Annotated in this window: 18 protein-coding genes; 12 read left to right on the plus strand and 6 right to left on the minus strand. The window is 38.8% G+C overall.

Going from position 1 to position 24,242, the window contains the following annotated elements; translation table 11 throughout:
- Positions 1-142 precede the first annotated feature (142 nt).
- Both NEOC65_RS00940 and NEOC65_RS00945 read left to right on the plus strand, forming a co-directional pair.
- A complete protein-coding gene (locus NEOC65_RS00940; RefSeq protein WP_213155407.1) occupies positions 143-364 on the plus strand; it encodes a transposase in 222 nt (73 codons plus the stop codon).
- A gap of 170 nt (positions 365-534) precedes the next feature.
- Positions 535-690, plus strand: coding sequence for a hypothetical protein (locus NEOC65_RS00945; RefSeq protein ID WP_213155408.1), 156 nt, complete (start codon positions 535-537; stop codon positions 688-690).
- A gap of 175 nt (positions 691-865) precedes the next feature.
- Here NEOC65_RS00945 and NEOC65_RS00950 read toward each other — a convergent pair whose 3' ends face one another.
- The 3 genes from NEOC65_RS00950 to NEOC65_RS00960 are packed head-to-tail and all read right to left on the minus strand — an operon-like array spanning position 866 to position 6,434.
- The gene (locus tag NEOC65_RS00950) at positions 866-4,087 is read right to left on the minus strand and encodes an efflux RND transporter permease subunit (RefSeq protein ID WP_213155409.1); all 3,222 of its coding nucleotides are present in this window, start codon (positions 4,085-4,087) and stop codon (positions 866-868) included.
- Positions 4,080-5,216 carry an efflux RND transporter periplasmic adaptor subunit gene (locus NEOC65_RS00955; RefSeq protein WP_213155410.1) on the minus strand — a complete coding sequence of 379 codons (1,137 nt, stop codon included), beginning with the start codon at positions 5,214-5,216 and terminating at the stop codon, positions 4,080-4,082. The genes NEOC65_RS00950 and NEOC65_RS00955 overlap by 8 nt, the downstream gene beginning before the upstream one ends.
- Positions 5,217-5,240: 24 nt before the next feature.
- Positions 5,241-6,434 carry a TolC family protein gene (locus NEOC65_RS00960; protein ID WP_166154151.1) on the minus strand — a complete coding sequence of 398 codons (1,194 nt, stop codon included), beginning with the start codon at positions 6,432-6,434 and terminating at the stop codon, positions 5,241-5,243.
- A 274-nt stretch (positions 6,435-6,708) separates the two neighbouring features.
- Here NEOC65_RS00960 and NEOC65_RS00965 point away from each other — a divergent pair, with 274 nt between their 5' ends.
- Positions 6,709-9,357, plus strand: coding sequence for a hypothetical protein (locus NEOC65_RS00965; protein ID WP_213155411.1), 2,649 nt, complete (start codon positions 6,709-6,711; stop codon positions 9,355-9,357).
- Positions 9,358-9,904: 547 nt separating this feature from the next.
- Here the strand turns inward: NEOC65_RS00965 and NEOC65_RS00970 are convergent.
- Positions 9,905-11,080, minus strand: a complete 1,176-nt coding sequence (locus NEOC65_RS00970) for a leucine-rich repeat domain-containing protein (RefSeq protein WP_213155412.1) — start codon at positions 11,078-11,080, stop codon at positions 9,905-9,907.
- Between the two features lie 474 nt (positions 11,081-11,554).
- A complete protein-coding gene (locus tag NEOC65_RS00975; protein WP_166154145.1) occupies positions 11,555-13,825 on the minus strand; it encodes a protein-disulfide reductase DsbD family protein in 2,271 nt (756 codons plus the stop codon).
- A gap of 50 nt (positions 13,826-13,875) precedes the next feature.
- On the opposite strand from NEOC65_RS00975, the gene NEOC65_RS00980 reads away from it, so the two are divergent.
- From NEOC65_RS00980 to NEOC65_RS01020, 9 genes are all read left to right on the plus strand, one after another.
- Positions 13,876-14,625 carry a MotA/TolQ/ExbB proton channel family protein gene (locus NEOC65_RS00980; protein WP_166154143.1) on the plus strand — a complete coding sequence of 250 codons (750 nt, stop codon included), beginning with the start codon at positions 13,876-13,878 and terminating at the stop codon, positions 14,623-14,625.
- Complete coding sequence (locus NEOC65_RS00985) at positions 14,622-15,053, plus strand: ExbD/TolR family protein (RefSeq protein ID WP_166154141.1); 432 nt, start codon at positions 14,622-14,624, stop codon at positions 15,051-15,053. The genes NEOC65_RS00980 and NEOC65_RS00985 overlap by 4 nt, the downstream gene beginning before the upstream one ends.
- A gap of 13 nt (positions 15,054-15,066) precedes the next feature.
- The gene (locus NEOC65_RS00990; RefSeq protein WP_213155413.1) at positions 15,067-16,167 is read left to right on the plus strand and encodes a hypothetical protein; all 1,101 of its coding nucleotides are present in this window, start codon (positions 15,067-15,069) and stop codon (positions 16,165-16,167) included.
- Positions 16,164-17,540 carry a Tol-Pal system protein TolB gene (tolB, locus tag NEOC65_RS00995; protein WP_213155414.1) on the plus strand — a complete coding sequence of 459 codons (1,377 nt, stop codon included), beginning with the start codon at positions 16,164-16,166 and terminating at the stop codon, positions 17,538-17,540. The genes NEOC65_RS00990 and tolB overlap by 4 nt, the downstream gene beginning before the upstream one ends.
- A gap of 403 nt (positions 17,541-17,943) precedes the next feature.
- Positions 17,944-18,672, plus strand: coding sequence for an OmpA family protein (locus NEOC65_RS01000; RefSeq protein WP_166154135.1), 729 nt, complete (start codon positions 17,944-17,946; stop codon positions 18,670-18,672).
- Positions 18,673-18,734: 62 nt separating this feature from the next.
- Entirely contained in the window at positions 18,735-19,394 is a 660-nt protein-coding gene (locus NEOC65_RS01005; RefSeq protein ID WP_249270195.1) for a LysM peptidoglycan-binding domain-containing protein, read from the plus strand.
- Positions 19,391-20,206: a glutamate racemase gene (murI, locus tag NEOC65_RS01010; RefSeq protein ID WP_213152200.1), complete on the plus strand. Its 816-nt coding sequence runs from the start codon at positions 19,391-19,393 to the stop codon at positions 20,204-20,206. Before NEOC65_RS01005 ends, murI begins: the two co-directional genes overlap by 4 nt.
- Before the next feature lie 212 nt (positions 20,207-20,418).
- Positions 20,419-21,600, plus strand: coding sequence for a methionine adenosyltransferase (gene metK / locus NEOC65_RS01015; protein WP_166154131.1), 1,182 nt, complete (start codon positions 20,419-20,421; stop codon positions 21,598-21,600).
- A 3-nt stretch (positions 21,601-21,603) separates the two neighbouring features.
- The gene (locus NEOC65_RS01020; protein ID WP_213155415.1) at positions 21,604-23,004 is read left to right on the plus strand and encodes an NFACT RNA binding domain-containing protein; all 1,401 of its coding nucleotides are present in this window, start codon (positions 21,604-21,606) and stop codon (positions 23,002-23,004) included.
- A 416-nt stretch (positions 23,005-23,420) separates the two neighbouring features.
- Here the strand turns inward: NEOC65_RS01020 and NEOC65_RS01025 are convergent, their stop codons facing one another.
- A complete protein-coding gene (locus tag NEOC65_RS01025) occupies positions 23,421-24,116 on the minus strand; it encodes a response regulator (RefSeq protein ID WP_166154127.1) in 696 nt (231 codons plus the stop codon).
- Positions 24,117-24,242: the final 126 nt, after the last annotated feature.

A 24,242-nucleotide genomic window follows, 5' to 3' on the forward strand; every position in this document is an offset into this window, starting at 1 on the left:
AGTCTCGTGGGCTCGAGATGTGTATAAGGTAAATGCTAAGAAGAGTAGGCAATAAGATTGCTCTTTAACAGCTAAGAGCTATAAAATTTAATTTGCTAAAGCAAAACTACAGGCAAGCTATGAAAAAAAGCTTAACTACCGCATGCGTAATGGGTCCGAGTATAACAAAGCTTTAGAACAAAGAGGGAGCATAACTTTATGGTTTTCGGATGAAACCATTAAAGGATGGAGAGAAAATAAAAGCACGGGTAAGAAAGGACCCCCAAGAATTTACTCTGCTGACGCTATCCTATGCATGTTGATGATTAGAGCTGTTTATCATCTATCCTTCCTAACCTATTCTAAGGATTTCTTTTGTCTTTGATTACTTTGCTGGCTTTGGGATTGCCTGTTCTTTGCTATACCCGCATCTGTAGACGCGCTAAAGAGCTTGGACAAGAGCTTAAAAATTTAAGCCTTAAAGCGTCCAACAGACATAGCCTTTGACTTCAGGGGTAAAGGTCTATGGCGAAGGAGAGTAGAAAGTGCGCCAGCATGGCAACGCAAAGCGGAGGGCGAAGATTTGGAGGAGATTTTCGCTCTAGAAAACTGCCCTATCAGCGAGCGGAATTATATACTAAATTTTTGGCGATGAATAAGATGACAGCACTTGGAATGCCCCAAGGGCAGTGGGTGCTAGCTTCTAGATAAAGGCTGCGCCTTAAACAGACAGCTATTAGTTCATTTACGCAACAAGGCCGTCTGAATAGTTACCATTCAACATTCTTAGCTATTTATTTTGGATTGAAAAGCTCCCTTAAAATACCAACGTCTTGCTGAAGAAGCTGGATTTTTAAATCAATTTAGAAAAATTAATCCGTTATTTTTATTTAAAAGTTTTAAATTCTTTTAAAGAGATAGTAAGAATATATAAAGCTGGTAATACGACTAAGGTTAACAAAGTGGAGCTAATAAGACCCCCAATGACCACAGTGGCCAAAGGTTTCTGCACTTCAGCTCCTGCCCCTTGTGCTAATGCCATAGGCAAAAATCCTAATGCTGCTACTAGAGCTGTCACGACAACTGGACGAAAGCGTGCTATGGAGCCCTTCACGATTGCTTCCTTAGCTGAAGCTTCCTTTAAGATCCGTTGATTGATGCAATTTATAAGAACTAAACTGTTTAATATGGCAATACCCGAAAGGGCAATAAATCCGATCGCTGCTGAAATGGAAAAAAGTATGCCTTGCCACCATAAAGCTACGATGCCGCCAGTAAAAGCTAGGGGAATAGCACTAAAAACTAAAAAGGCTTGCCGAATCGAATGGAAGGCTACATAAAGCAGGATAAAAATTAAAAGAAAGGCTGCTGGTACCACTATCAATAAACGCTCTTTAGCAGCTATTAAATTTTCAAATTGTCCTCCCCAGGCTATCCAATAGCCAGCAGGGATTTTAACTTCTTCACCAATCTTCTTTTTGGCTAACTTTACAAAAGTAGACATATCAGCGCCCCTTATATTAGCCTGAATTATTACTACCCTTTTTCCATTTTCTCTTCTAATTTGGTTTAAACCTGTCGTTACATCTAAATTAGCCACTTCACCTAAGGGAATATAAGGAAAATCAATTTTTTTATTCGCTTTACGGGTAGCAAGCGGCAAACGTATCGGCAGCCTTGATAAGGCTAGCAAGTCATTTCTTAGCTTTTCAGGCAATCTAACAATAATATCATACCGCCGATCTCCTTCAAAAAGAGTTCCTGCTTTTCCACCCCCAATTGCCATTCCCACCATTTCTACAACCTCTTTTATATTCAGATGATAACGGCTTAAAATATTTCTATTTATATTAATTTCTAAAGTAGGTAGCCCATCAGTTTTATCTACCGTAACATCGGCCGCTCCTGGTAATTGTTGCATGACTTGAGCAATAGCCTCTGCAGTTTTCTTTAACACCTTATAGTCATCCCCATAGACTTTCACTGCTAAATCACTTCTTACCCCTGCTATTAGCTCATTAAAGCGCATTTCCACAGGTTGTGTAAATTCATAAATATTGCCAGGGAGCTTTTTTAGGCTAGTCTCTATAGCTTTTACAAGATTTTCTTTAGTTCGTTTAGCATCTGGCCATTCATAACGAGGTTTAAGGATAACAAAAGTATCTGAGGCATAGGGAGGCATCGGATCTGATGCCATTTCAGCTGTACCTGTTTTTGAATAAACAAAAGCCACTTCATCAAATTTATTAAGTGCTTTTTCTATTTGTAGCTGCATGGAAGTAGCTTGAGTTAAGGAAGTGCTAGGAATTCTTGAAACCTGAATGGCTAAATCCTGTTCATCTAAAGTGGGAATAAACTCTTGCCCAAGAAAGCTAAACAAAATTAGGGCTGCTGCCACCATAAAGATAGCAACTGTAGCCACTAGGTAAGGAAAACTAAGGATCCTCCAAAGAAGGCACTCATAAACTTTTTTAGCTTTGGAAATAAAGAAATTTTCTCTTTCGCGTATGGTGTTGGTGATCCAAATAGCTACCATAGCAGGTATAAATGTCAAAGATAAAGCAAAAGCGCTTAACAAAGCAAAAAGCACTGTTAAAGCCATAGGATGAAACATCTTTCCCTCTACCCCGGATAAAGTCAGTATAGGAAGATAGACTGCGATAATAATCGCTTGCCCGTAAACAGAGGGTTGTATCATTTCTTTGCTAGCTTGCCTCACTTCTTCTAAACGCTCTTCTATCTGCAAGTTTTTTCCCTGCGCCTTTTGCTTTTCTCCTAAACGCCTTAAACAATTCTCCACAATGATAACAGCTCCATCGATAATCAGCCCAAAATCAAGTGCGCCTAAGCTCATTAAATTACCGCTAATTTTAGCTTGAACCATTCCTATAGCGGTTATCAACATAGAAATAGGAATCACTAAGGCAGTGATCAAAGCTGCACGAAAATTTCCTAGAAAAACGAATAATATGACGATAACTAAAAGAGCACCTTCTATCAAATTCCTAGCTACAGTCTGAATAGTTGTATCTATTAATTTACTTCTATTTAATACAGGCTGGGCAATAATCCCGAGAGGTAAGGTTGTATTGATCCATTGTAATTTTTCCTTTACCGCTTCTGCTACGCTACGGCTATTTTCGCCGATTAGCATCAGTGCTGTGCCAATCACTACTTCTTTACCATCTTTACTAGCACTACCACTACGTAGCTCTTTTCCTATGCTTATCTCTGCCACATCATGAATGAAAATCGGCATGTCTTCACGCATGGCAACCACGATATTTCCAATATTTTCTTGATTTTCTATTCTTCCATCAGCTTTAACAATCAAGGATTCTCCCCCGCGTTCAATGTAACCAGCTCCTCCATTAAGGTTGTTTTCTTCAATAGCGGTAAGTAAATCTTGTAAGCTGATATTAAAAGCCATCATTTTCTCAGGACTTGGCTCCACAAGATATTGGCGAATGAAGCCGCCTTGTGCATCAACACCGGCTATCCCTTTAACAGCCTTAATTTGAGGGGTGATTATCCAATCTTGAACAGTACGCAAGTAAGAAGCTAATTCCACATCAGTTTTAAGTAATTGCCCCTCAGGCGTTAAATAACTTCCGTCTGCATGCAACCCTAGGCCTGCCTCCTGCTGCTTAGATTGTCTCATTTCAGGACTGTAATCCACTGACCACATAAATATTTCACTCAAACCTGTGGAGATAGGTCCCATTTTAGATTCAGCCTCAGCTGGTAAAATATTCCGAACATCCATTAGCTTTTCATTGATTTGCTGCCTAGCAAAGTAGATATTTACCTGATCGTTGAATATAGCTGTTATCTGAGAAAATCCATTGCGTGAAAGAGAGCGTGTACTCTCAAGTCCTGGGATACCGCTTAGGGCAGCTTCTATAGGAAAAGTCACTCTTTTTTCTACCTCCATAGGTGTCAGCCCTATAGCCAGGGTATTAATTTGCACCTGATTGTTAGTAATATCGGGTACAGCATCCATAGGAAGATTTTTTAAAGCAGATATACCCAAAAGCATGGCGCAAGCAGTAGCTGCGAGGATGAGATAACGATAAGTAATAGAAAAATTTAGGATTTTTTCAATCATTTTTAATAGCCTTCTTTCCATCTTCTGCTTTTAAAATAAAAGCATGCGTAGCTGCATAGGGAGTGCCCTGCTTTATTCCTGAAAGAATTTCTACATGAGTGTGATCAGCTCTTCCTATCTCTACTTCGCATTTTTCAAATCCTTGGGAATGGGCGATAAAAAGAAAAGTTTTTCCTTCAATAACTTGAACAGCTTCTTTAAGCACAGCTATAGGCACTTCCACCTCTTCGGCTATAACTTCTACTCGAACATAAGAGCCTGGATACCATTTTCTAGATGGATTAGCTAGCAAAGCTATAGCTGTTCCACTACGGGTCTGTTTATCAAGGATAGGGCTAAGATAGATAATTTCTGCTACATCAGAAAATTTTTCTTCATTTAGAAGAGCCACCTGCACTTTATCCCCTAGCTTAAAGTAAGGAAGATCTTGCGCATATACTCCTATCTGTACCCATACAGTGTCTAGATCAGCAATTTTAAAAGCTTCTTGATCTGCATTTAGCAATGAACCTATATTGATAATTTTGCTAGTTATCACGCCATTTAAGGAAGACTTAATCTGATAGCTGAATAAGTCATAGTTCTCTTCTTGGGTCAGTTGTTTTACATCTTTTTTGCTCATTCCTAAGAGATAGAGTTGCTGCTCTGCCAGCTCTTGTTTAATGCTAGCCTCTTCAGCGATTAAAAGTGCTTGAAGATAGGCTTGTTCAGATGTTACTTTCTTTTCTTTAAGAATAGCTTCAGCCTCAAAAGTTTGTTGCGCTAAGGAAGAACGCTTCAGCAAGGTAAGATAAGCAGCTTTAAAAGCCGCCATTGGCCGGCTTTGTAATACAGCTAATGTTTCTCCTTTGCTTACATAATCTCCAACATTTTTGCTTATATCGCTCACTACCCCCGAAACTCTAGCTACAATGATGGCTTGCTGTTGCTCATTGATGACAATCTGAGCTGGCGCCCCAAAGGTTTTTTGCAATATGCTAGGAGAAGCTTTTAATGTCTCAATTTGTGCCTCTATAATCTGTTCATTACTTAAAAAGATAAAGTTGGAAGATTCAGGTTTAAATTCCTGGCTTGCTGCCAAATAGTGTTGAAAAGCTAATCCTATATATAAAAAAATTTTTTTCTTCATTTACGTCTCCTTAAGTCAGACCTTTTAGCGCCCCTGCGTATCTGCATAGCCCACCCTTACCAATCGATAGAGCTCTATTTTTCTTTGATGATAATCCACTAAAGCATGCATATACTTGTCATGCACATCAAGAAGAGTACGCTGGGCCTCTAGAAGTTCAAGGTAATCATTTTTTCCTTGCAAGTATTCCTGTTTGGCACCTTCAAAAGTCGCTAAAGCTATAGGCAAAACATCATTATTATATAATAGGCCCTCTTGGTAAGCAGTGAGAAGTTGTGCATACTCAGCTTCTAATTGCAGGCGCGCTTGCAAGTTGTCTTTATTTCTTTTGTTATAAAGCTGCTTTAATAAATGCTTGGCTTTAGAAATGTTGCCCTGATTTCTATCCCATATCGGAATAGCCATGGAAAATCCAAGCAATAGTCCCTCTCCGTCCTCAGCAGAGCTGACATATCCTGCGGTAACTACAAGGTTAGGAATACGTTGCGCTTTTTCACTCGCAATCAGGAGGTCAGCATTTGCTATCTGTAGATCCCATTGCTTCGTTGCAATATTATCATTTTGCTCAGCAATGAAGGCAGCAAGATCCTCGACTAAAGTAATTTCTAAAAGATTATAATCAACAGAAGTAAAGTCTGGACGGCTATCTCCCCAAATCAGAGCGAGCTTTTTTTTAGAATTTTCAAAATTATTGCGAGCTTTTTCTAAAGCTAGATGAGCGGTTAATACCGATAACTTAGCTTTCTTTCCTTTTAAGGAAGATATTTTTCCTCCTTCAACTTTTGCCGAAGTGGAAAAAAAAACCTCTTGGGCACTTAGTTGGAGTTCTTGAGCAAAGCGCAAATACTCTTGCGCAGCAGCCACTTCAATAAAAGCTTTCTTTACCTGGCAACTTACCTCTAACCTTGTAACTTCTATTTCTTTGAAGGCTAATGAGGTTTGGAGCCCAGCAGTCTGTTTTCGAAGATGTCTTTTACCCCCTAATTCAATGGATTGCGATAAATTGCAAGAAAATCCTCGATCTCTGGCTCTTTTTTTCTCTTTCCCAATTAAATTAGCTTTATCAATTTCTACGGAAGCTAAGGGATTTGGTAGAAAGCTTGCCTGATATTCCTCCGATTGCCTAACTTTCCATGCGGTCTCAACGATGGCTACGGCAGGAGAATAAATTAAAGCTCGCTGGGTAGCCTCATCTAAAGTTAGTAATCTTGCTTCCATTAGCCAAGGCCAGAGGTAAAAGTAAAGCGCTAAACTTAATTTTGGGAACTTAGACAATCTCATAGGGATTTACAAGAGTATGTGTTAATATTTTCCGCTGACGTGATTACCTGCTATAGGATTTTTGAAGAAAACCTTCAAGTAAAAAATAAGACTAATTTTTTTGTTTTAAATAAAACTGACAGAAATAATTCTTTTATTATTTACTACAATTAATATACAATATCTAATTGTTAGAAAAATAAATAACTTAATTATGGATAATAACATAGAAATGAATATTCCTAACTATCATTCTAAAAATCCTTTAATGGCTCAAGAAGCCGTAGCCCCTAAAATTTATAGTAGTATTTCTTCTTCTTGCTCATCTAAAACCCATGAGTGCGCCCTAGCATCTTTTAAAATGCGTATTTCATCTTTCATTAAAGTATTAAAAAGAAATATTACCCTTGGAGGGGAAGTTTTTGTATCAATCCTAAAAGAAGGTCTTACTAAACTCTTACAGTTAATATCTGACCTAGCTCACCGCCTTCTGCATATAAGGCGACGATCCTATCATGGACTTTTAGAAAGCGTAGCAACCATAGAGAATTCACAAACAGATTGGAGTCTTAACCTAGCGCTGCTGAAGGATTCCTATAAAAAAACACAGGATCCCCAGTTAAAGAAACAAATTGAGTTCATGGCGACCAATTATTTGGAAAAATCTGCCCCTATTTATCTTAACATGATGAAATTATTGCAAAGAAAAATTGGAATATTATTCCAGGTGGGACCCTATACGAATTATCATTACCATCGCATGGGATTTCGACAAAATACAGAATTAGGAGCTGAAATTAATAAAAATTTAGCATTTACTCGTAAGAGCCCTCTCATTCTTACCGATACTACCGAGGTTACTCAATTTTTTCCTTTAAACTTCTATGTGATTGATAATGCAATGCCCGAAGCTAAATGGGAAAACACACTTACTCAAGCCCTACATGCACATTTTTCAAAGTTTGCCAAGGAACCACGCAAAGCTTTTTCCCAAACGATGAATGTTAGCTTACTAGTGGATTTAACTCCTTCTTTGGAAGACTTAGCCAAAACTAAGGGAGAAAGAGAAAAGGAAAAAGCTTTTGAAAAGCAATTGAATTTACTACGTACAAGCCTTAATCGCTCATTTGATAGGTCAATTGAAGAATTTAGAAAGCAGCATCCTGAATTTAGTAAAATTTCTACAGGTAAATTTAAAAAATTGTTGAAAAAAAATAGCACCTGCATTTGCAGGTTAAAGCTTGACGAAATTGCAGGCATCAAAGTTTTACCTCTCTTTTCTAGCTTACAAGGTAAAAAAATTCTTCAAAAGCACCCTGCCTTTTTAGATTTTATTGAGCAAACCGGCTTGTATATCGGCGCTATTAACATGCGTGCACATATTCTTAATGGCTTTAATATTAGGCCGGATATTAAATACCCTATTAAAGGTCCTGATGCTAAAGGTTTTCCTAACAAAGATGTTTATTTTCCTGATAGGCTTGATTTCACCAAGCTAGCACTCTTTGAAAGATTCTTAGAAAAAATTTCTTCTCCAAAAATGCATGCCCACTCTCCTCATCTAGCTATTTTAGGCGAATCTACCTTACATCTTTTAAGGGGTCTACTTAATGAAATCAGGGGCAAGCAATGGAAAGAGTTGCAAAAACATCCAATAAAACGTGAAATCATTCAAATCTCCTTGTTTAAAATAAAAGAACATCTGGCCACAGCAGAACTTTTTATGAACGATTATAGGAAGTATGCACAGGAAATTGAGCTGATTCATTGCGAAATTGCTAACCTTTTAACGCTTACAGCTCCTTTTGAAGAAAAGGCATTCCCTACTATTTTGCCAAAGCAGTTAGCAAACATTCCAGAAGAACTGCGTCCCTTGATAAAAGCAGGCTTAGGTAAGACGGCAGTCAACGTATTCGCTGGAATCAATGCGGCCTTATCAAAACTGAACCCTCACCCTACCCGAGTATTTAGTACAGGCTTTTATTATGAGCAAGCAAGCTTTATAGGCAACGACCAGCGTATTGAGAACGCTTTACAAGATACAAGCTTAAAGCAAATTGATCTATACGCTTGTCAATTTAATCCTAATATTGAAATTGATGCCAAACATACCCACTATGCGGTAAGGGATATCACAGCAGATATCCGACAAATACTAGCGCAAAAAAACGAAAATAAGCAACTTACGGTAGCGGTCGATTGCACAATCGATTATATCAATTCTCCTAAAGCCCGCGATTTGCTTACCACCTTCCAGGAGGAAATAAAAGAGGGTAAGTTAAACTTTGTCTTTTTCCGTAGTGGACAGAAATTTGATATGTTTGGAATGGATAACTACTATGGGTCCCCATTTTACATGGTTAATAATGGAAAAGCTCCCTGGGATGCCTTTGATTCCTTAACTGAAGACATTGCCCATAAAACCGATAAACTAAGTCTTCAATGGTTCTCTCTTGCTTATAAGTATACTACTGAGCAAATGGATAGTTATCGAGCGGCTATTTTTAAGAATACTAGGGAAATCCTTGATCATGTTCCCCGGCTTCTTCAGCCCTTAGGCAAGAAAAGTAGCCAGAAGATACGCATTAGCACCGCAGATCCAGAGATGGAATGTTCCTTTATCGATATAAAACTTATAGGGAAAGGTCATGCCATAAAAAGTAGGGCTATTATGGGGCTTTTCTATAAAAAATGCCTAAAGAAAGGGATAAAGGTACATTCTCGAGCTAGCTTTGGATTTTATCACCCTAATTGCATCATTATCGCCGTTAATGCAGAAGAAGGCTCTAGTACTATAAGAATAAATCCAGGATTAAATCCCGAAGAAAACCAAATAATTATAGGATTTATTAAAGAGCTGGTCAATGATGCTCGCCTTTAAAGTTTATCGCTAGCCACTCTCCTTATAAAGTTGCCAGCCTCATAGGAAGAGGTGCATTTATAGTGCTTAAGAAAAGCTAAGTCTGCACACTCAAGCTCTAAAAACTGCGTTTTTAGTTAAAGAGAGACTTTGCTAGGCTAAGCGATTGCATAAGGAGTAGCTAAGGAGTCTATTACTTCTACCTGTTTTTGAGGAAAAATAACACACACACCCTCTATGCAATGTACAAGAAATTAAAAACCTTAAGCAGAATGCTTAGAAAGAGGCAAAAAGAGAAGAAATTGCTAAAACAGCTTTTCCTCCTTTAGTAGGGAGGATTTACCAGTAGGTAATCATGGCTTTTATTCTGTAACTAGCTGCCCGTATAATGATTGCATACTATTCAACATATGATTAAGTAAACACAAACTCTAAAAATTGTTTTATTTATCGCGAATCAATTGATAATTCGCGTGACCGCTTACGTTTTTTATAATCACAGGTAAAATGATTTAAAACGCCTTATAAGATTATTACTTAAATAGTGAGGCTAAAACGCTGCTTCAATTCAAGAGGGAATGCTCTCCAGCAGGTTTCCATCCAGGTTAAGATCTATTCCTGCGGGCAACTGCTTTAAACTTGCAGGCAAAACAGTTAGCTGGTTGTTGCTTAGGCAAAGTAGCCGCAGCTGCGAAAGAAGTCCTATCGTAGGAGGAAGGATAGCCAGTTTGTTGCAACCTAAGAAAAGCTCTTTTAGCTGAGAGAGGTTTCCTATTTCCTCAGGAAGCATGGTAAGCTGGTTATCGTTTAAGTACAGCTCTTGCAGCTTAGAAAGTTGCCCGATTGTTGAGGGAAGAGTAGTTAGTTTGTTGCCGCCTAAGAAAAGCTCTTGCAGCTGAGAGAGGTTTCCTATTTCCGCGGGAAGAATGGTAAGTTGATTATCGTTTAAATACAACCCTCGCAGCTTAGAAAGTTGCCCGATGGCTGCAGGAAGGGTAATTAGCTTGTTACCGCCTAAGAAAAGTTCTTGGAGCTCAGAGAGCTGGCCTATCTTTGCAGGAAGTGAGGTGAGATGGTTGCCGTTCAAGCAAAGCTCTTTTAGATTAAAAAGCTCTCCTATTTTTGCCGTAAGGGTAAATAAGCGATTATCGTTTAATTTAAGCTGATGTAGCTTAGACAATCGGCCTATCTCGGAAGGCAAAGAAGTCAATTCGCTTCCTGTTAGCTCAAATTTCTTAATATTTTTGCCATACCTTTTAATCCAACCTGCTAAAAGCTTTTCTTTCTTTTTTAAGGGCAGATTTTTGATGTCTGGTCGGTTTAAATATTTTTTATAGCCCGGCAATCTAGACTCTATTAAAAGACGATTAATGTTTAAAAGAAGTAAAGTATAATTAGCCAGGGTAAAATATTTTCTTTCTTCGATTTGGCCTCTAAATTCCGCTGGAGCAAGAGATTTAGCTAGAGCGAAGGTTTGCCTAAAAATTTCATTTACCTTTGCTTGTATAGAAAGCCCAGCTGGGAGCTTGTAAAGTTTATCTAAAAGGTTAGCCTGCTCGGTAGCTTTTCGTTGAGGAAAGTGCATTTTACCTATTTGCTTATAAAGAGAGGGTATAACTTCATTAGCTAGCAGGTGTTGCCATCTTGTACAAACGCCAAATAAGGAAGGGCTAGCGCAATCCTTTAAAATGTGGACTTGTATTTCATCAGGGAGAAGTTCGAGAGTCATAGAAATTGGGCTCATAGAGGGTCCTATTATTAAATTGCATATCTATTTTTGTGCTTTTTATGAGATTAAACATATCTATATAGAAGCAAAAAAGCAAACAAATTTTAGAAACAGGACGGGCAAGAAAAGCTCCCCAATTTAGGTAAATATTCTCATTAGCAATTGTTACAACTACCTCTATCTAGAGAGAAAAAATGGTCCTGCTCTTTCCTCACCTTCTTCTCTTTTATATCCTAGTATAGGCCTTCTAATAAAACAACTCAAGAGCCATTAGGGCAATTAAAAAGAGATAATAAGGCTCTGTTTGTTAGCTAAAGGTATGTTGCAGGCAACCGAATGCTGATCAACCCAAATAAAAAGAAAGAAAAATTTACTGAATTTTAAAATTTTTAGCCAAGAAGAAGCTAGATAATCAGCTATCCAGCCATTTTGGAGAGTAACAAGAACTTTTAACGAATAGAGGATTTAAAAAATCAATCACCTGATATTTTAGTTTCCAGAAAATTTATTTATGGCTTTTAGTTTGTTGATGACTAAGCTAGGAGTCAATAACTGAGGAAAAATAAAAGGCTCTTGCCCCTGCTGATAAAGCACATACAAGGGTACACTATGGCGTCCGAATTTTTGCAGCTCTTCCGTGATGGCGGCATCTTTTTTTGTCCAGTCCGCTTTCATTCGTACTACGCCCTGCTCGCTAAATTGATTATGAACGTCCGCCCCTCCCAATATCATATGATTAGCTTGGCATATTAAACACCACTTAGCTGTAAAATCAACAAAAACAGGAATACCTTGGGAGGTTAACTCTGCAAGCCGGTGGGGAGAAAACTCTTCCCATATAGCCTCTTGCTCAACTATAGCAGGAGAAGAAGAGGTAGAGTGGGAGGCAACCTTAGAAGCATAAAGTAAAGCGTATAGAGCAGCCAGCAGCCATAAAAGGGCGAGGGTTACAGCAATCCTGTAGCTTAATTTGGAATGAAGAGGGGTCGCCCAGCGCCCGTAAATCCAACAAGCTATACTTACCATAAAAAAGGCCCCTAAGAGCAGGATAAGAGCTAATGCATTTGTTTGAGCTGCAAAGACCCACGTTAACCATAACACGGAAGCAAGCATGATAAAACCCATGCATTGTTTAAAGGTCTCCATCCATTTTCCCGGCTTAGGTAAAAAACGCAGAAAAGAGGGGTAAGCAGATAGGATAAGATAAGGAGACGCCATTCCCATTCCTAAGGAAGTGAAAATCAAAAAAGACAGGTAGAAAGGTAAAGTCATGGCAAAACCCACTGCTGTACCTAAAAAGGGGCCCGTGCAAGGGGTAGCTATGAGCGTGGCTAGTACCCCGCTTAAAAAGGAAGCGCCCCTTCCCTTTTTTATCCCTTGATGCTGCAACTGCCCCGCAAAAGAGCCCACTTTAGTTCCCATTTCAAACACACCAAATAAGCTTAAACCAAAAATGAATAGGACCGCTGACAACAAAGCGACAAAAGCAGGTTCCTGCAGCTGAAATCCCCAGCCTACAGCATGGCCATAAGCCTTTAAAATCAAAAGAGCTGCAGACAATATCCAAAAGGAAACTAGAACGCCTGCACTAAACATCAAACCATGCTGCAAGGTCAACTGGCGGCTTTGTCCGGACATTTTAACGAAGCTTAAAATTTTAAAAGAGATTACCGGTAAAACACAAGGCATTAAATTTAAAAGCATTCCACCCAAAAAAGCTAATATCAAAGCCATGCCCAATCCCCCCTCATAATCGCTAGGTGTGGAGGGCAACGTAATATCTAAGGGGCGAGGAAAAGTCTCCTTAAAAGCCCACGCAGAATTTTTTTTATTGAAGTCTTGGATAGGTACGGCTACCTCGATAGCTTCCGTCACAATTTTTTCGGCCTGCTGAATAGCCAAGACTAAAACACCTTTAAGGAAAGTTGTAGGCAACGATGAATCTTTCTCTTTAAACACAAGGGAGTAAGAAGAAAAAGAAGGCTTTTGCAAGGATACAGAAGGCTCTAAATGGTAGTCTATGCTTTGTCCTTCTTCGGGAAAGAAATAAATATTTATAATTTTCTCTCCATGCTTTAAAGGAGATGGCAGGGTGAGCTCTATCAAATCATTGACACGCTTGGCCGTAAAATTCCCATTAGTTTTGGGCAACAAACGGCGCGCTTGTTCGAAAACAGCAGTTAAAGACTTATCGATGACTGGGGAAAAAGAAGTAGGGGTAAGGTTCATCTGCACGTTAGTTTCTCCTGGCAAACAGGCAGAGTCTGAACAAGCTAAGTATTTAATAGTCGCTTTAAACTTATAAATCTCAGAATGGCTTAGGTGCTCAGGAGGGAAAATTCGACACAAAAAGTGCACCTCATTTTCATAACCAAAACCAATGAATGAGGGGGATTCAAAACGTTGCGGATAAGGCCACTGCAGCTCATCTGCTTTAAACCCAGGTGGCAGCTCCCAAATAATGGAAACAGGCATGCCTGTATCTCCCGGATTTTTCCAGTAAATATTCCAAGAGGGGGCTATGGTAAGGCTGACTTTTATCCAAAAGGGCTCGGCGGCCCTGAAATTTATCGTTTCGGAATGCACATAAGCTTTAATAGGTAAAGAAGAGTCATTCGCTGGGGGCTCGATCAAGCCCAGATTAGATGGAAATGAATGAAGTTGATTGACTTGAGAAGGATTTTCACTGTATAAGAGAGGGATGAAAATGATCAAAAAGCCGAGTAACCCATAGGCCATATGTTGAAACTTGGCTGCCAATGTAAACCCCTTCTTTTTTAATTAAAGGCTATATTTTAAAGGATTTATGAATGAATGTAAACATTTTTGTAGCTACTAATCCCTTCTATGAAGCCTATGTGCATTCTGATTTTTTAGGCAAATTGATCTTTATTGGCCTCATTTTCCTTTCTATAATGACCTGGATCATTTTACTCCATAAGATCTGGCATACCTACCAGGCAAGGAAACAAGCAGCCCGTTTCTATGATATCTTTCAACTGCAAAAGCAAAATCCTTTGAATTTAGATTGCGAAGCTGCCACTAGAGTATATTATAGCAACCCTTACATGGATCTTTACTCTCTTCTTAAAAAACAGACTCTGGAAGTCCTTAATAAAAATAAATTTTTTATACCTAAAAATAAGGAAACTGAGCAAGATGCAGTTTTTCTTTCTCTTACAGATATCGATTTTCTACAAGGCTCCTTAGCTACCCAGGTTGCTCATCAAATTAAAAATTTAGAAAAAAATCTTTTTATTCTATCTACGGTGGTAAGTCTAGCCCCTTTTTTAGGATTACTCGGCACTGTATGGGGCATATTGACAAGCTTTTCCGACTTTCAGGTACAAGCAGCAGGCAATACACCCCAAATGGTACTAGGTGGGCTCTCTCTTGCCTTGGCAACAACAGTTTTAGGACTCATAGACGCCATCCCTGCTTTGATTGGTTACAATTATTTAAAGCATGCTATTCGCGACTTTGAGATTGAAATGGAAAGCTTTGCAAGCGAAATTTTGGGTTGTGTAGAGATGCAATATAGAAAAGTGGACTTCTCATGAGCAGGCGATTCATTAAGAATTCTATCCATAAAAATATCGAAGAGCCTATTGTTAATCTAACTCCTCTAATCGATGTGGTCTTTGTCATTTTAATTATATTTATATTGATAGCACCTCTGCTGGAGCTTGATAATGTTGAACTTGCTCAAGCATCTTCTGGCCTGAGCGAAAGCAGCCCAAACTTTGTTCAAGCTAGCAGCCCTATCTCTATTCATGTACGCAAAGATAATACTATTTGGTTTAATAAACAAATGGTGACTATAGAACAATTATTTACCTTGTTAAAAGAGGCCAAAAAGCGTTATCCTGATGCCCAGCCTCAGCTATATCATGACCGCACGGCCCACTTCGGAACCTATCAAGCCGTTAAGAATACAGCTGAAAAAGCAGGATTTACTCAATTAGATGTGATTCTTAAACCTGCCTAGTCTCTAAGTAATTATGAGTAGTATCTACCCCCGCGATAAGATGTTATGGCAAATCACTCTCTTGGTCCTCATAATCCATGGAGGAATGATTTTAAGCATGATCTCGCTTCCTTTTTCCAAACAAGCCCCTCGCCAATATAACGAACGTCTAGTCGTGCATACAATTCAGCTTACTCCTCCAGGAGTGCAAGCAAAATCCCCTCTTGCGCCTAGTGAGAACAAAGAAAAAATGGCTCCCAATTCTAATATTCTACCCAGCCCTAAACCTTCAAAAGAAATTGCCGCTGAACTTATTACCTCTCCTCCACCTCTTCCTCTTAACGTAGAAGAGATGAAACCTAGCAAAACTTCTTTGGCTTCTGCAGAATCTAATAAAAAAATTGCCCCCCCTCCCTCGCCAGATAAAAAAAGTATAAAAGCTTTAAGCCCTACAGCTTCTAAAAAAACGCCTAATAAAAAAGCAGCTATAAAAAAAGAGAATGCAATTCATGAATCCACCCATTCAACCACCGGCAAGCCCTCTCTTAAAAAAGATAATATTAAAAAAAGCGTTAGTCCTGCATCTACTGCAGCCAAGGCGGCTGAGAAGAAACCTATGAAAGCTCTTTTAGAAAAGTCTTCCCCAGAGCCTCAACCTAAAGGCTTTAATTCACAAGCAAGCCTTGAAGTACAAGAAAAAAAGAAAAAACTTCTAGCTACTGCCCAGGCCAGCATTGCCAAGCTTGAGCAGAACCGAGCTCATCAAAATGCTTCTTTTTCTCAAGCAAGCCAGACGGCACTCGCCTCAGCTAATGCTATCCCTACATTGCAAATAGATAATCTGCCTATAGCTCAGACTCTTCCTTCCCCCGCAATAGAGAGAAGCTATAGAGATGAGCTAGCTAGCCGCCTTAAACTTTTATTAAAACTACCCGAACATGGGGAAGTTCAACTGAAATTAACTGTCGATCGCTTAGGCCGAGCCATTAGAGTGAATGTCATTAAATCTCCCAGCCATTTAAATCGCCTCTATGTAGAAAAAAACTTGCCTATGTTAAAATTTCCTCCTCTAGGAAGGGAGTTTGCCGGCATACCAGAATATACTTTTATCATTCAATTAAGTAATGAATTATGAATCACCTAAAATATTATCTAATAATTTTTCTTCTTTTTTTAGTTTTTAAACACAATTTATCAGCTATAGCAAGCGAAGACAATCAGAAAATTGTAGTTAGATTAGCCACGGAAAATAAGCTAATACCTCTTTATCTAGCTCCTTTTTATCAGGAAAGCTCTGCCTTTACTATCTCTTACATTCGACAGCTAGAACAAGTTTTACAGTTTGACTTAAATCACAATGGCATGACCTTTACAATAAAAAATGAATCTAACGTACCTGTTGGTGATTTTATTGATTCCATTAATAGCTCCACCTGGAAAAGCCTGAATGCTTACTATGTATTGAAAATATTGATCAAAGGCAATCAACTGTCAGCAAAGATGCTTTCCATGAATAGTGAGCATGAAAAATCAGTCAATAATATTTCTTTAAGTGGAGACCTTAATCAAGATCGCCGGCACATACATCGTTTAGCCGATAGCCTCCATAAAAGCTTATTTGGCAGCGAAGGCATAGCCAGCACGCGAATCATTTACACGTGTAAAATCTCGCAGGGTCTTAAGTCTATCGCAGAAGTATGGGAAGCTGATTACGATGGCGCTAACGCCAGACAAATTACCCATGAAAACAGTCTTATTGTGACCCCTACCTATATTCCTCCTCAAGAAGGCCATACGAGCGGAAGCATTATGTATGTTTCTTATCGAGCGGGGCAGTCAAAAATCTATATAGCTTCCTTAAAAGATGGAGTAGGCAGGCGCTTCAGCTTGCTTAAAGGTAATCAATTGATGCCTGCTATTGCCAAACAAAGGGATAAGGTAGCTTTCATTTGCGATTATACCGGCAACCCTGATCTTTTCCTGCAAGCATTTAATCCTGAAAAAGGCGCTTTAGGTAAACCTCAACAAATTTTTTCTACCTATCTAGCCACGCAAGGAACCCCTACCTTTAGCCCAGATGGTACTAAGGTTGCCTTTGTTTCTAACAAAGATGGATCACCCCGTATTTATGTCATAGACATTCCGCAACCCGGAGCAAGCCTTAAAAACATTAAAGCTCTCTTGATTAGCAAATCAAATCGAGAGAACACAGCTCCTGCCTGGTCCCCCGATGGCAGTAAGCTAGCTTATTGCGCAAAAAGCCAGGATATCCGCCAAATTTGGGTTTATGATTTTGACAAAAAGCAAGAAAGGCAAATTACTAAAGGAGGGGGTCACAAAGAAAATCCTACCTGGGCTCCTAATAGCTTGCATCTTATTTTTAACTCTGCGGGCGATAATAGCAGCGAACTCTATTTGATCAATATGCATCAAACAGAAGCAGTAAAAATTTCCTCAGGAAAAGGCCTGAAACGCTTTCCTGCATGGGAGCCTAAGTTTAGCAAATAGCTCATTGCCTTATAGTGTCAGTCAAGCTTTAAGTCTCTTGATGGCTCTTTTCTCCCATGAGCTACTTACGCTTGAGCCTCAAAGCCTTTGCTTCGAGCATGCCTAGGATTAAAATGCTGCCCTAAATCCTATTAGCTCCTCTTAAGTAAGAGTAAAAAAACTAAGACCCATAAAAAAGCTTTTTTAGAGCTTTTCTAGGCTCATACACTTAAAACAAGTTAAAACGCAAGTTGCTTAAAATTAAAGAGATAAAACCCTAAAAACCTCTCAAGGAAGATAGAGTCTTATTCTTATCTTTCTTTTGTAAAACAAGCTAATTAAAAAAGCTCTTTTAGAATATTTCCCCTTTTATGTTACTATCTTATTTTTGTAATTATTTATAGCCACAAAGCCTGAGGATTTTATGAAATTAACTCCCTATTGCCTGCTTTTGAATATACTTCTTATTAGCTTATCCTTTACAAGCTGCAGGCGCACGAGCGATGATGTATGGGAAGATACGAAAACCGCTGGGCGTCATATTGGAAGAGGTGTTAAATCTCTTGGCGGTAAACATGGCGATTCGCGCCAAGTCTATTCTCCTGATGAATTTTATACCCTGGGTAAACCAAGCAATTCTGCAAATATTTATGCTCACGAAGACTTTATACCCTTACAAGATCAGCCCAACGTTGCCGAGTTAGCCATGGCAGAATCTGTTAGCCCACAGCCGAGAGAAAATCCAGGTGATCCAGGCAGTACTCTCCCCGACATTCAATTTTTCAAAGATCCTAGTACTATTCAAGGCCTTTCGGGTATTTTCCAAAGCATCAAATTTGATTATAATAGCAATTTGATCAAAGGCCAGGAAAACATGAGTATTTTACGCAAGGTAGTAGACTATCTGCAAAGAAATCCTAACACCTATATTTTTATTGAAGGACATACCGACGAAAGAGGAGCAGAAGCTTATAACCTAGCTTTAGGCTCACGGCGTGCTAACGCTGTTCGTAATGCTCTGATTGCCGAAGGCGCCAGCCCTGATAATATTTTTACGATCTCTTATGGTAAAGAACGTCCTGCCGTGATGGAAAGCCACGAAGAGGCCTGGGCACAAAATCGTCGAGCAGAATTTAAAATTTATCAAAAATAATGTTTATAGAAATCTTCTTCCCAAGGCTCAGGTTGCGCAAGCAACCTGGAGTTATAAAAGTTATGATATTCCTTATCATCCCTTTAATTTTTTGCTTTCTAGGCAATATTGATGCAGCCCCTAATCGCTATTATAATGATCAAACAGCCGTTGTTCTGCGTGAAATGCGCCATAATCTGGATGATTTACGCCATGAGGTCGGCAATCACGAAATTGAAATCAAAACCTATGATGAGAAAGTCCGTACTTTAGAAACGATTATCGACTCGATGCGCCAGCAATGGATGGAAGCAGGGCATGCGCACACAGAAGCATGGAAAGATTCTTCTAAAGCCCTAGAAATAAAAATTAATAGCCTGGAGCTCCTTACTCAAGGGATCATTTCGGACGCTAAGCAGTTTAAAACCTACTCGAATGAAATAGCTACCACCCTCTCCCAATATAAGCAAAAGCTTACGGAGCTTGAAAAAATTATTGAATTTCAAAATCAAAACATCGATAGCCTTCATCAAGCGATCAAATCAGTTGCAGAGGCCTTAAATCCCACAAGCGGCGTTTCAGAAAAAGTTGGGCTTCCATCCGTTAAGATTTATAAAGTGGTACCCGGAGACACTTTAGAAAAGATTGCGCGTAAGCATCAAACGACTATCCAAGCCATTAAAGAGCTTAATGGCCTTTCCCATGATAAAATCGTTGTTGGCCAAAATCTTAGAATCCCATGAGTAATTCGCAAGCAATTGGAATTTTTGACTCAGGGATCGGCGGGCTAACAGTGATGAAACAAATCATGCATAAGCTTCCTCATGAACAAATTATTTATTTCGGAGACTCTGCCAGGTTGCCTTATGGCGACAAAAGTGCCGATACCATCCTGCGTTATTCTATAGAAAACGCAATCTTTTTAATGGAACACCAAATTAAATTACTAGTCATTGCCTGTAATACAGCTTCAGCCTATGCTGTAGATAAGTTGAAACAGATCCTTAAAATCCCTATTGTTGATGTGATTCAGCCAGGGGTGGAGCATGCCGCTAAAGCTTCACGCCAACTAAGAATAGGTGTGCTTGCTACACGAGCGACCACCGAATCAGGTATTTATCCCCAACAAATTAAAAAAAAGCTCCCCTCTTGCCAAGTTTACTCCATGTCATGCCCCCTGTTAGTACCCCTTATTGAAGAGCACCTATTCGATCATCCGGCCACCCAGCTAATTATCAAAGATTATCTTGCCCCTTTAAAGCAAAGCAGCATTGATACATTACTTCTTGGATGCACTCACTACCCTCTTCTTCGTTCTTTGATCCAAAAGGAAATAGGCCCGCATGTCTGCATTGTCGACTCGGCTAGCACCTGCGCAGAACATGTATCGCTCACTTTAGAGACTCATCATTTACATGCCTCCCCTGGTAAAACACCTCCTCATCGCTTTTATGTTTCGGATTATCCTGAAAAATTTCGTTTGCATGGCTCCAAGTTTCTGGGACATTCCATTGATAAAGTAGACATCCCTTTAAAAATGAAATTTGAGATTTAAAGTCGCCTATCTATCCATACAAGTAGACCTCCTTAACGTAGAGAAATACACATTCTTATCTATACTCAAGAATATTTAATAACTTTATTATGCTAAAAAACAAAAAGATTGCTAAACTTTAAAGTTTAATCTCCTCTCTTGATTATCTAATCTTTTAATTTAAACGATAACAAGAGCCTTGCTATCGTTTTTGCTAACTTTAAGGGATAAGCATGAAGCATTCTCTATTTACTTCCGAAGCAGTAGGGATTGGTCATCCTGATAAGGTCGCTGATCAAATTTCTGATGCTATATTAGATGCTTGTCTTGAGCAAGATGAAAACTCCCGAGTGGCTTGCGAAACAATGGTAACTTTAGGCCTTGTCGTGGTTGCAGGAGAGATTACGACTAAAGCACAAGTAGATTATCAAGAAATCGTACGTAATACTCTTAAATATATAGGTTACGATCAATTAGAAGAGGGCTTTGACTATCGCTCATGTGGCGTGCTAACCTCTATTCATAAGCAATCCTTAGACATCGCTCAAGGTATCAATGAAAGAGAAGGCCTTTATAAAGAACAAGGTGCAGGCGATCAGGGCATAATGTTTGGGTATGCTTGTGAAGAGACACCCGAATTAATGCCTTTACCTATCACGCTAGCCCATCAAATTGTTCGAGAGCTCCATCACATCCTACAAAACAAACAGCTTCCTTATCTAAGACCTGATGCGAAAACGCAAATTACAATAGAGTATGATGAAAAAAATCAACCTATCCGTCTTCATACCGTTGTGATCTCCGTGCAGCATGCAGAAGGAGTTAAAAGAGAGACAATCGTCCATGATATGCAAGCACTTGTGCATAGGATAGCTCCTAAAGGCTTTATTACGGATAATACTCTTTTCTACATTAATCCTACCGGCCGTTTTGTGATTGGAGGCCCTGCGGGCGACTGTGGGCTTACCGGAAGAAAGATTATTGTAGACACCTATGGAGGAATGGGCCATCATGGAGGTGGGGCTTTTTCAGGCAAGGATCCCTCTAAGGTAGATCGTTCCGCTTCCTATGCAGCTCGTTATGTGGCAAAAAACATCGTGGCAGCTAAATTAGCCCGGCGCTGTGAAGTGCAAATTTCTTATGCTATCGGTGTTTCCCATCCCCTTTCTATTAAAGTAGATACTTTTGGTACAGGATCAGTGAGTGAAGATATTCTCAGCAGAGCCGTCCCTTTAGTGTTTGATTTAACACCTAAAGGCATCATTCAAATGCTTAACTTAAAAAAACCTATTTATCTCTCTACTGCTTTTGGTGGGCATTTTGGGCGTCATGAAGAAAACTTTACTTGGGAAAAAACAGATAAGATTATTTCCTTGTTAGAATGTGTAAAAATGGAATCTTTTGCCGCAGGATAGAGTATGTCATTAACAATCGATCAAATGAAAAAAATTCTTAAAGAACTTAACTCTTCTTTAAAGGAAGCGCTTTTTGATCACTGCACAGCGTCACATCCTCAAAAGATTATCCTTCATTTCAAAGACGCACCCTCCTTATTGATTTGTTTTCAAGAAGCCTTTTTGCGCTTCCATCTTACCAAATACCCTGGTCAAGATATTTCTTCATTCTTTTCTAAGCAACTGACCCATCATTTACGGACCTGGTATTTAGAAAGCTGCGAGCTTATCAATGAAGATAGAATTTTATGGATGGTTTTTAAAAAAGGAAAGCTCACCCAAACTCTTATCAGCGAACTTATTCCTAAAAAACCCAATTGCTATCTTGTTGATATCCAACAGTGCATTCTAGTTTCTTTGCATCCCACTATCCATACTTTTTATACTCCTCCTAAAACTCTGCCTCCTCTTTTGCCACTCGACTCGCCTGAGAATATTACTAGTGCTTCAGTGGAAGCTATCTACAGACAGAAAGAATTAGAAGCTGAATTTCTTGAAAAAAGAAATGCACTGGTTGCCGAGCTAAAAAATAAATTAAATAAAACTCGGAAAGCCGAAGCCAAATTTTCAGAAGAGCTACAGAAAGCTCTTCTTTGGGAACAAGCACACCATGAAGCTTCCCTTCTTCAAGCCAATCTATATAAAATAACGAAGGGGTTAAGCCAGGTCAGGGTCAATGATTGGTTGAAAGGTAATCAAGAAGTCATCCTAAACTTAGACCCTACCTTTTCACCCTCTGAAGAAGCCTCTAAACGCTTTCAAAAAAGTAAAAAATTAAAAAAAGCGGTTGCCCCCCTCTCCGCTCAGTTAAAGCAAGCCCATCTAGCCATAGAAAAGTTATCTTTAATGCTAGAACAGGTGCAACAGCTCGAGACTAAGCAAAAGCTTGAAAGTTTTTGCCAAATACATTCGGAGGAGCTATCTAAGAAAACAACAAAGAATCACTCGACAAAGAAAAATTTATCTTTACCTTATCACGAATTTGTGACTCAAGCAGGATTAAAGATATGGGTAGGCAAGAACGCCCATGCTAACGATAAATTAACTTTTACTTATGCCCGTGGCTCGGATTATTGGCTACATGCTAGAGATGTCCCTGGATCGCATGTCATTTTACATCTGGATAAACATCCTAAACCCGATGAAGAGTCTTTACAAGATGCTATTCATGCAGCTCTTTTCTACAGCAAAGCTAAAGAGCGCCAAGAAGGAGAAGTTTGCATCACTCAATGTAAATATGTCTCGCGTTATAAAAACCATACTCCGGGAAAAGTTCATCTCTCTATTCAACGTATCGCTTACGCTAAAATAGATCTAGAGCGGCTAAAAAAACTTAAAGAAAATAAGTTTACCACCCTTTCTTAGGGTTTAAAATTTCCTTACATAATAGGGATGCTTAGCAAGTTTTTTATAAAATCATATGGAAAGACTAGACCTTTAAATAGCAAGGAAGCTATTGGAAAGGTAACATTTTTTTCAAAAAACAGGAACACTATCTTTTCAACAGACCTCTATGTTTCTATAAACCTATCAATTAAAAGGTGGCATTTATAAAAAGTTAATTAAAAATGTAATTATACGCTTTCGAGCAACTCTTTATGTAATCATATGCTTGATAAAAAGCTTGCTTTTACCGGTCGAGCCAGCCTGGAAAAAGGTTAATTTCTTTTTTGGTTATGTAGACGTAATTTCTTTAAAAGGTATTAGAAAAAAGATAAGCATGAAATTTAAGAAATAGGCGCGATTTTTTCCTCGGCCTATAGAATAAGTCGTTTTATTTGTTATTCTTCCTCTTCTAAGAAGCGATAGCCCACACCCCGGACCGTCTCAATCCATTGAAAGTTGGGACCTAATTTTTTACGAAGAGAAGCAACGTGTACATCAATATTTCTATCCACCACAAAAGCGTCACTATTTTGAATATCGTCAAGCAATTGGTTACGGGTTAAAACCTTACCCATATTTGTTACCAAGCGCTTTAAAATCCCAAATTCTGAAAGGGTCAAAGAAATAGATTTATCGTTTTTTCTTACCAAATAACGTTCTAATTCTATTGTAAAATTACCAAACGCAATAATTTTTAAAGCTTTTTCATGGGTATCTTTGCCACGTCGCAGTACAGCTCGAACGCGTGAAAATAAAACTTTAGGGGAAAAAGGCTTTGCCACATAATCATCGGCCCCTAATTCCAACCCTAACACCACATCTAATTCCTCACTTTTTGCAGAAATCATAATGACCGGAATATCTTTTAATTCGGGATGAATTTTCATTTTTCGGCAAACATCTAGGCCACTTAAGCCAGGAAGCATAATATCTAAAATCACTAAATCCGGTTTCTCTCTTTCAATGGCCCTTAATCCATTCAGGCCATCAATTTCTGTATGCAATTTATAGCCAGAAATATCTGCTTGTAATTTAATCAATGCCGCTATATCTTCCTCATCTTCAAGCAGTACAATTTTTGATTTTTGCATGATACGCCTTTCTCAAGGTAAATTCTTTTTATCTCTATTTTAACATAGGCTGGATTTTTATTTCATCAAATTTTAAAATACTTTTTTTAACAGTTTTTTTCTTACATTAAAATTTTTTTTTATAAA

The sequence above is a fragment of the Neochlamydia sp. AcF65 genome, assembly GCF_018342435.1.
GTDB lineage: Bacteria > Chlamydiota > Chlamydiia > Chlamydiales > Parachlamydiaceae > Neochlamydia.

What these genes read in the sequence shown, in the direction of transcription:
- metK (WP_166154131.1), top strand. Translation starts at nt 20,419, where the DNA reads ATGAAGCATTCTCTATTTACTTCCGAAGCAGTAGGGATTGGTCATCCT.
- NEOC65_RS00970 (WP_213155412.1), bottom strand. Translation starts at nt 11,080, where the DNA reads ATGAGCCCAATTTCTATGACTCTCGAACTTCTCCCTGATGAAATACAA.
- NEOC65_RS00940 (WP_213155407.1), top strand. Translation starts at nt 143, where the DNA reads ATGCGTAATGGGTCCGAGTATAACAAAGCTTTAGAACAAAGAGGGAGC.
- NEOC65_RS01025 (WP_166154127.1), bottom strand. Translation starts at nt 24,116, where the DNA reads ATGCAAAAATCAAAAATTGTACTGCTTGAAGATGAGGAAGATATAGCG.
- NEOC65_RS00965 (WP_213155411.1), top strand. Translation starts at nt 6,709, where the DNA reads ATGAATATTCCTAACTATCATTCTAAAAATCCTTTAATGGCTCAAGAA.
- NEOC65_RS01020 (WP_213155415.1), top strand. Translation starts at nt 21,604, where the DNA reads ATGTCATTAACAATCGATCAAATGAAAAAAATTCTTAAAGAACTTAAC.
- NEOC65_RS00950 (WP_213155409.1), bottom strand. Translation starts at nt 4,087, where the DNA reads ATGATTGAAAAAATCCTAAATTTTTCTATTACTTATCGTTATCTCATC.
- tolB (WP_213155414.1), top strand. Translation starts at nt 16,164, where the DNA reads ATGAATCACCTAAAATATTATCTAATAATTTTTCTTCTTTTTTTAGTT.
- NEOC65_RS00955 (WP_213155410.1), bottom strand. Translation starts at nt 5,216, where the DNA reads ATGAAGAAAAAAATTTTTTTATATATAGGATTAGCTTTTCAACACTAT.
- NEOC65_RS01000 (WP_166154135.1), top strand. Translation starts at nt 17,944, where the DNA reads ATGAAATTAACTCCCTATTGCCTGCTTTTGAATATACTTCTTATTAGC.
- NEOC65_RS00945 (WP_213155408.1), top strand. Translation starts at nt 535, where the DNA reads ATGGCAACGCAAAGCGGAGGGCGAAGATTTGGAGGAGATTTTCGCTCT.
- NEOC65_RS00990 (WP_213155413.1), top strand. Translation starts at nt 15,067, where the DNA reads ATGAGTAGTATCTACCCCCGCGATAAGATGTTATGGCAAATCACTCTC.
- NEOC65_RS01005 (WP_249270195.1), top strand. Translation starts at nt 18,735, where the DNA reads ATGATATTCCTTATCATCCCTTTAATTTTTTGCTTTCTAGGCAATATT.
- NEOC65_RS00985 (WP_166154141.1), top strand. Translation starts at nt 14,622, where the DNA reads ATGAGCAGGCGATTCATTAAGAATTCTATCCATAAAAATATCGAAGAG.
- murI (WP_213152200.1), top strand. Translation starts at nt 19,391, where the DNA reads ATGAGTAATTCGCAAGCAATTGGAATTTTTGACTCAGGGATCGGCGGG.
- NEOC65_RS00960 (WP_166154151.1), bottom strand. Translation starts at nt 6,434, where the DNA reads ATGGAAGCAAGATTACTAACTTTAGATGAGGCTACCCAGCGAGCTTTA.
- NEOC65_RS00980 (WP_166154143.1), top strand. Translation starts at nt 13,876, where the DNA reads ATGAATGTAAACATTTTTGTAGCTACTAATCCCTTCTATGAAGCCTAT.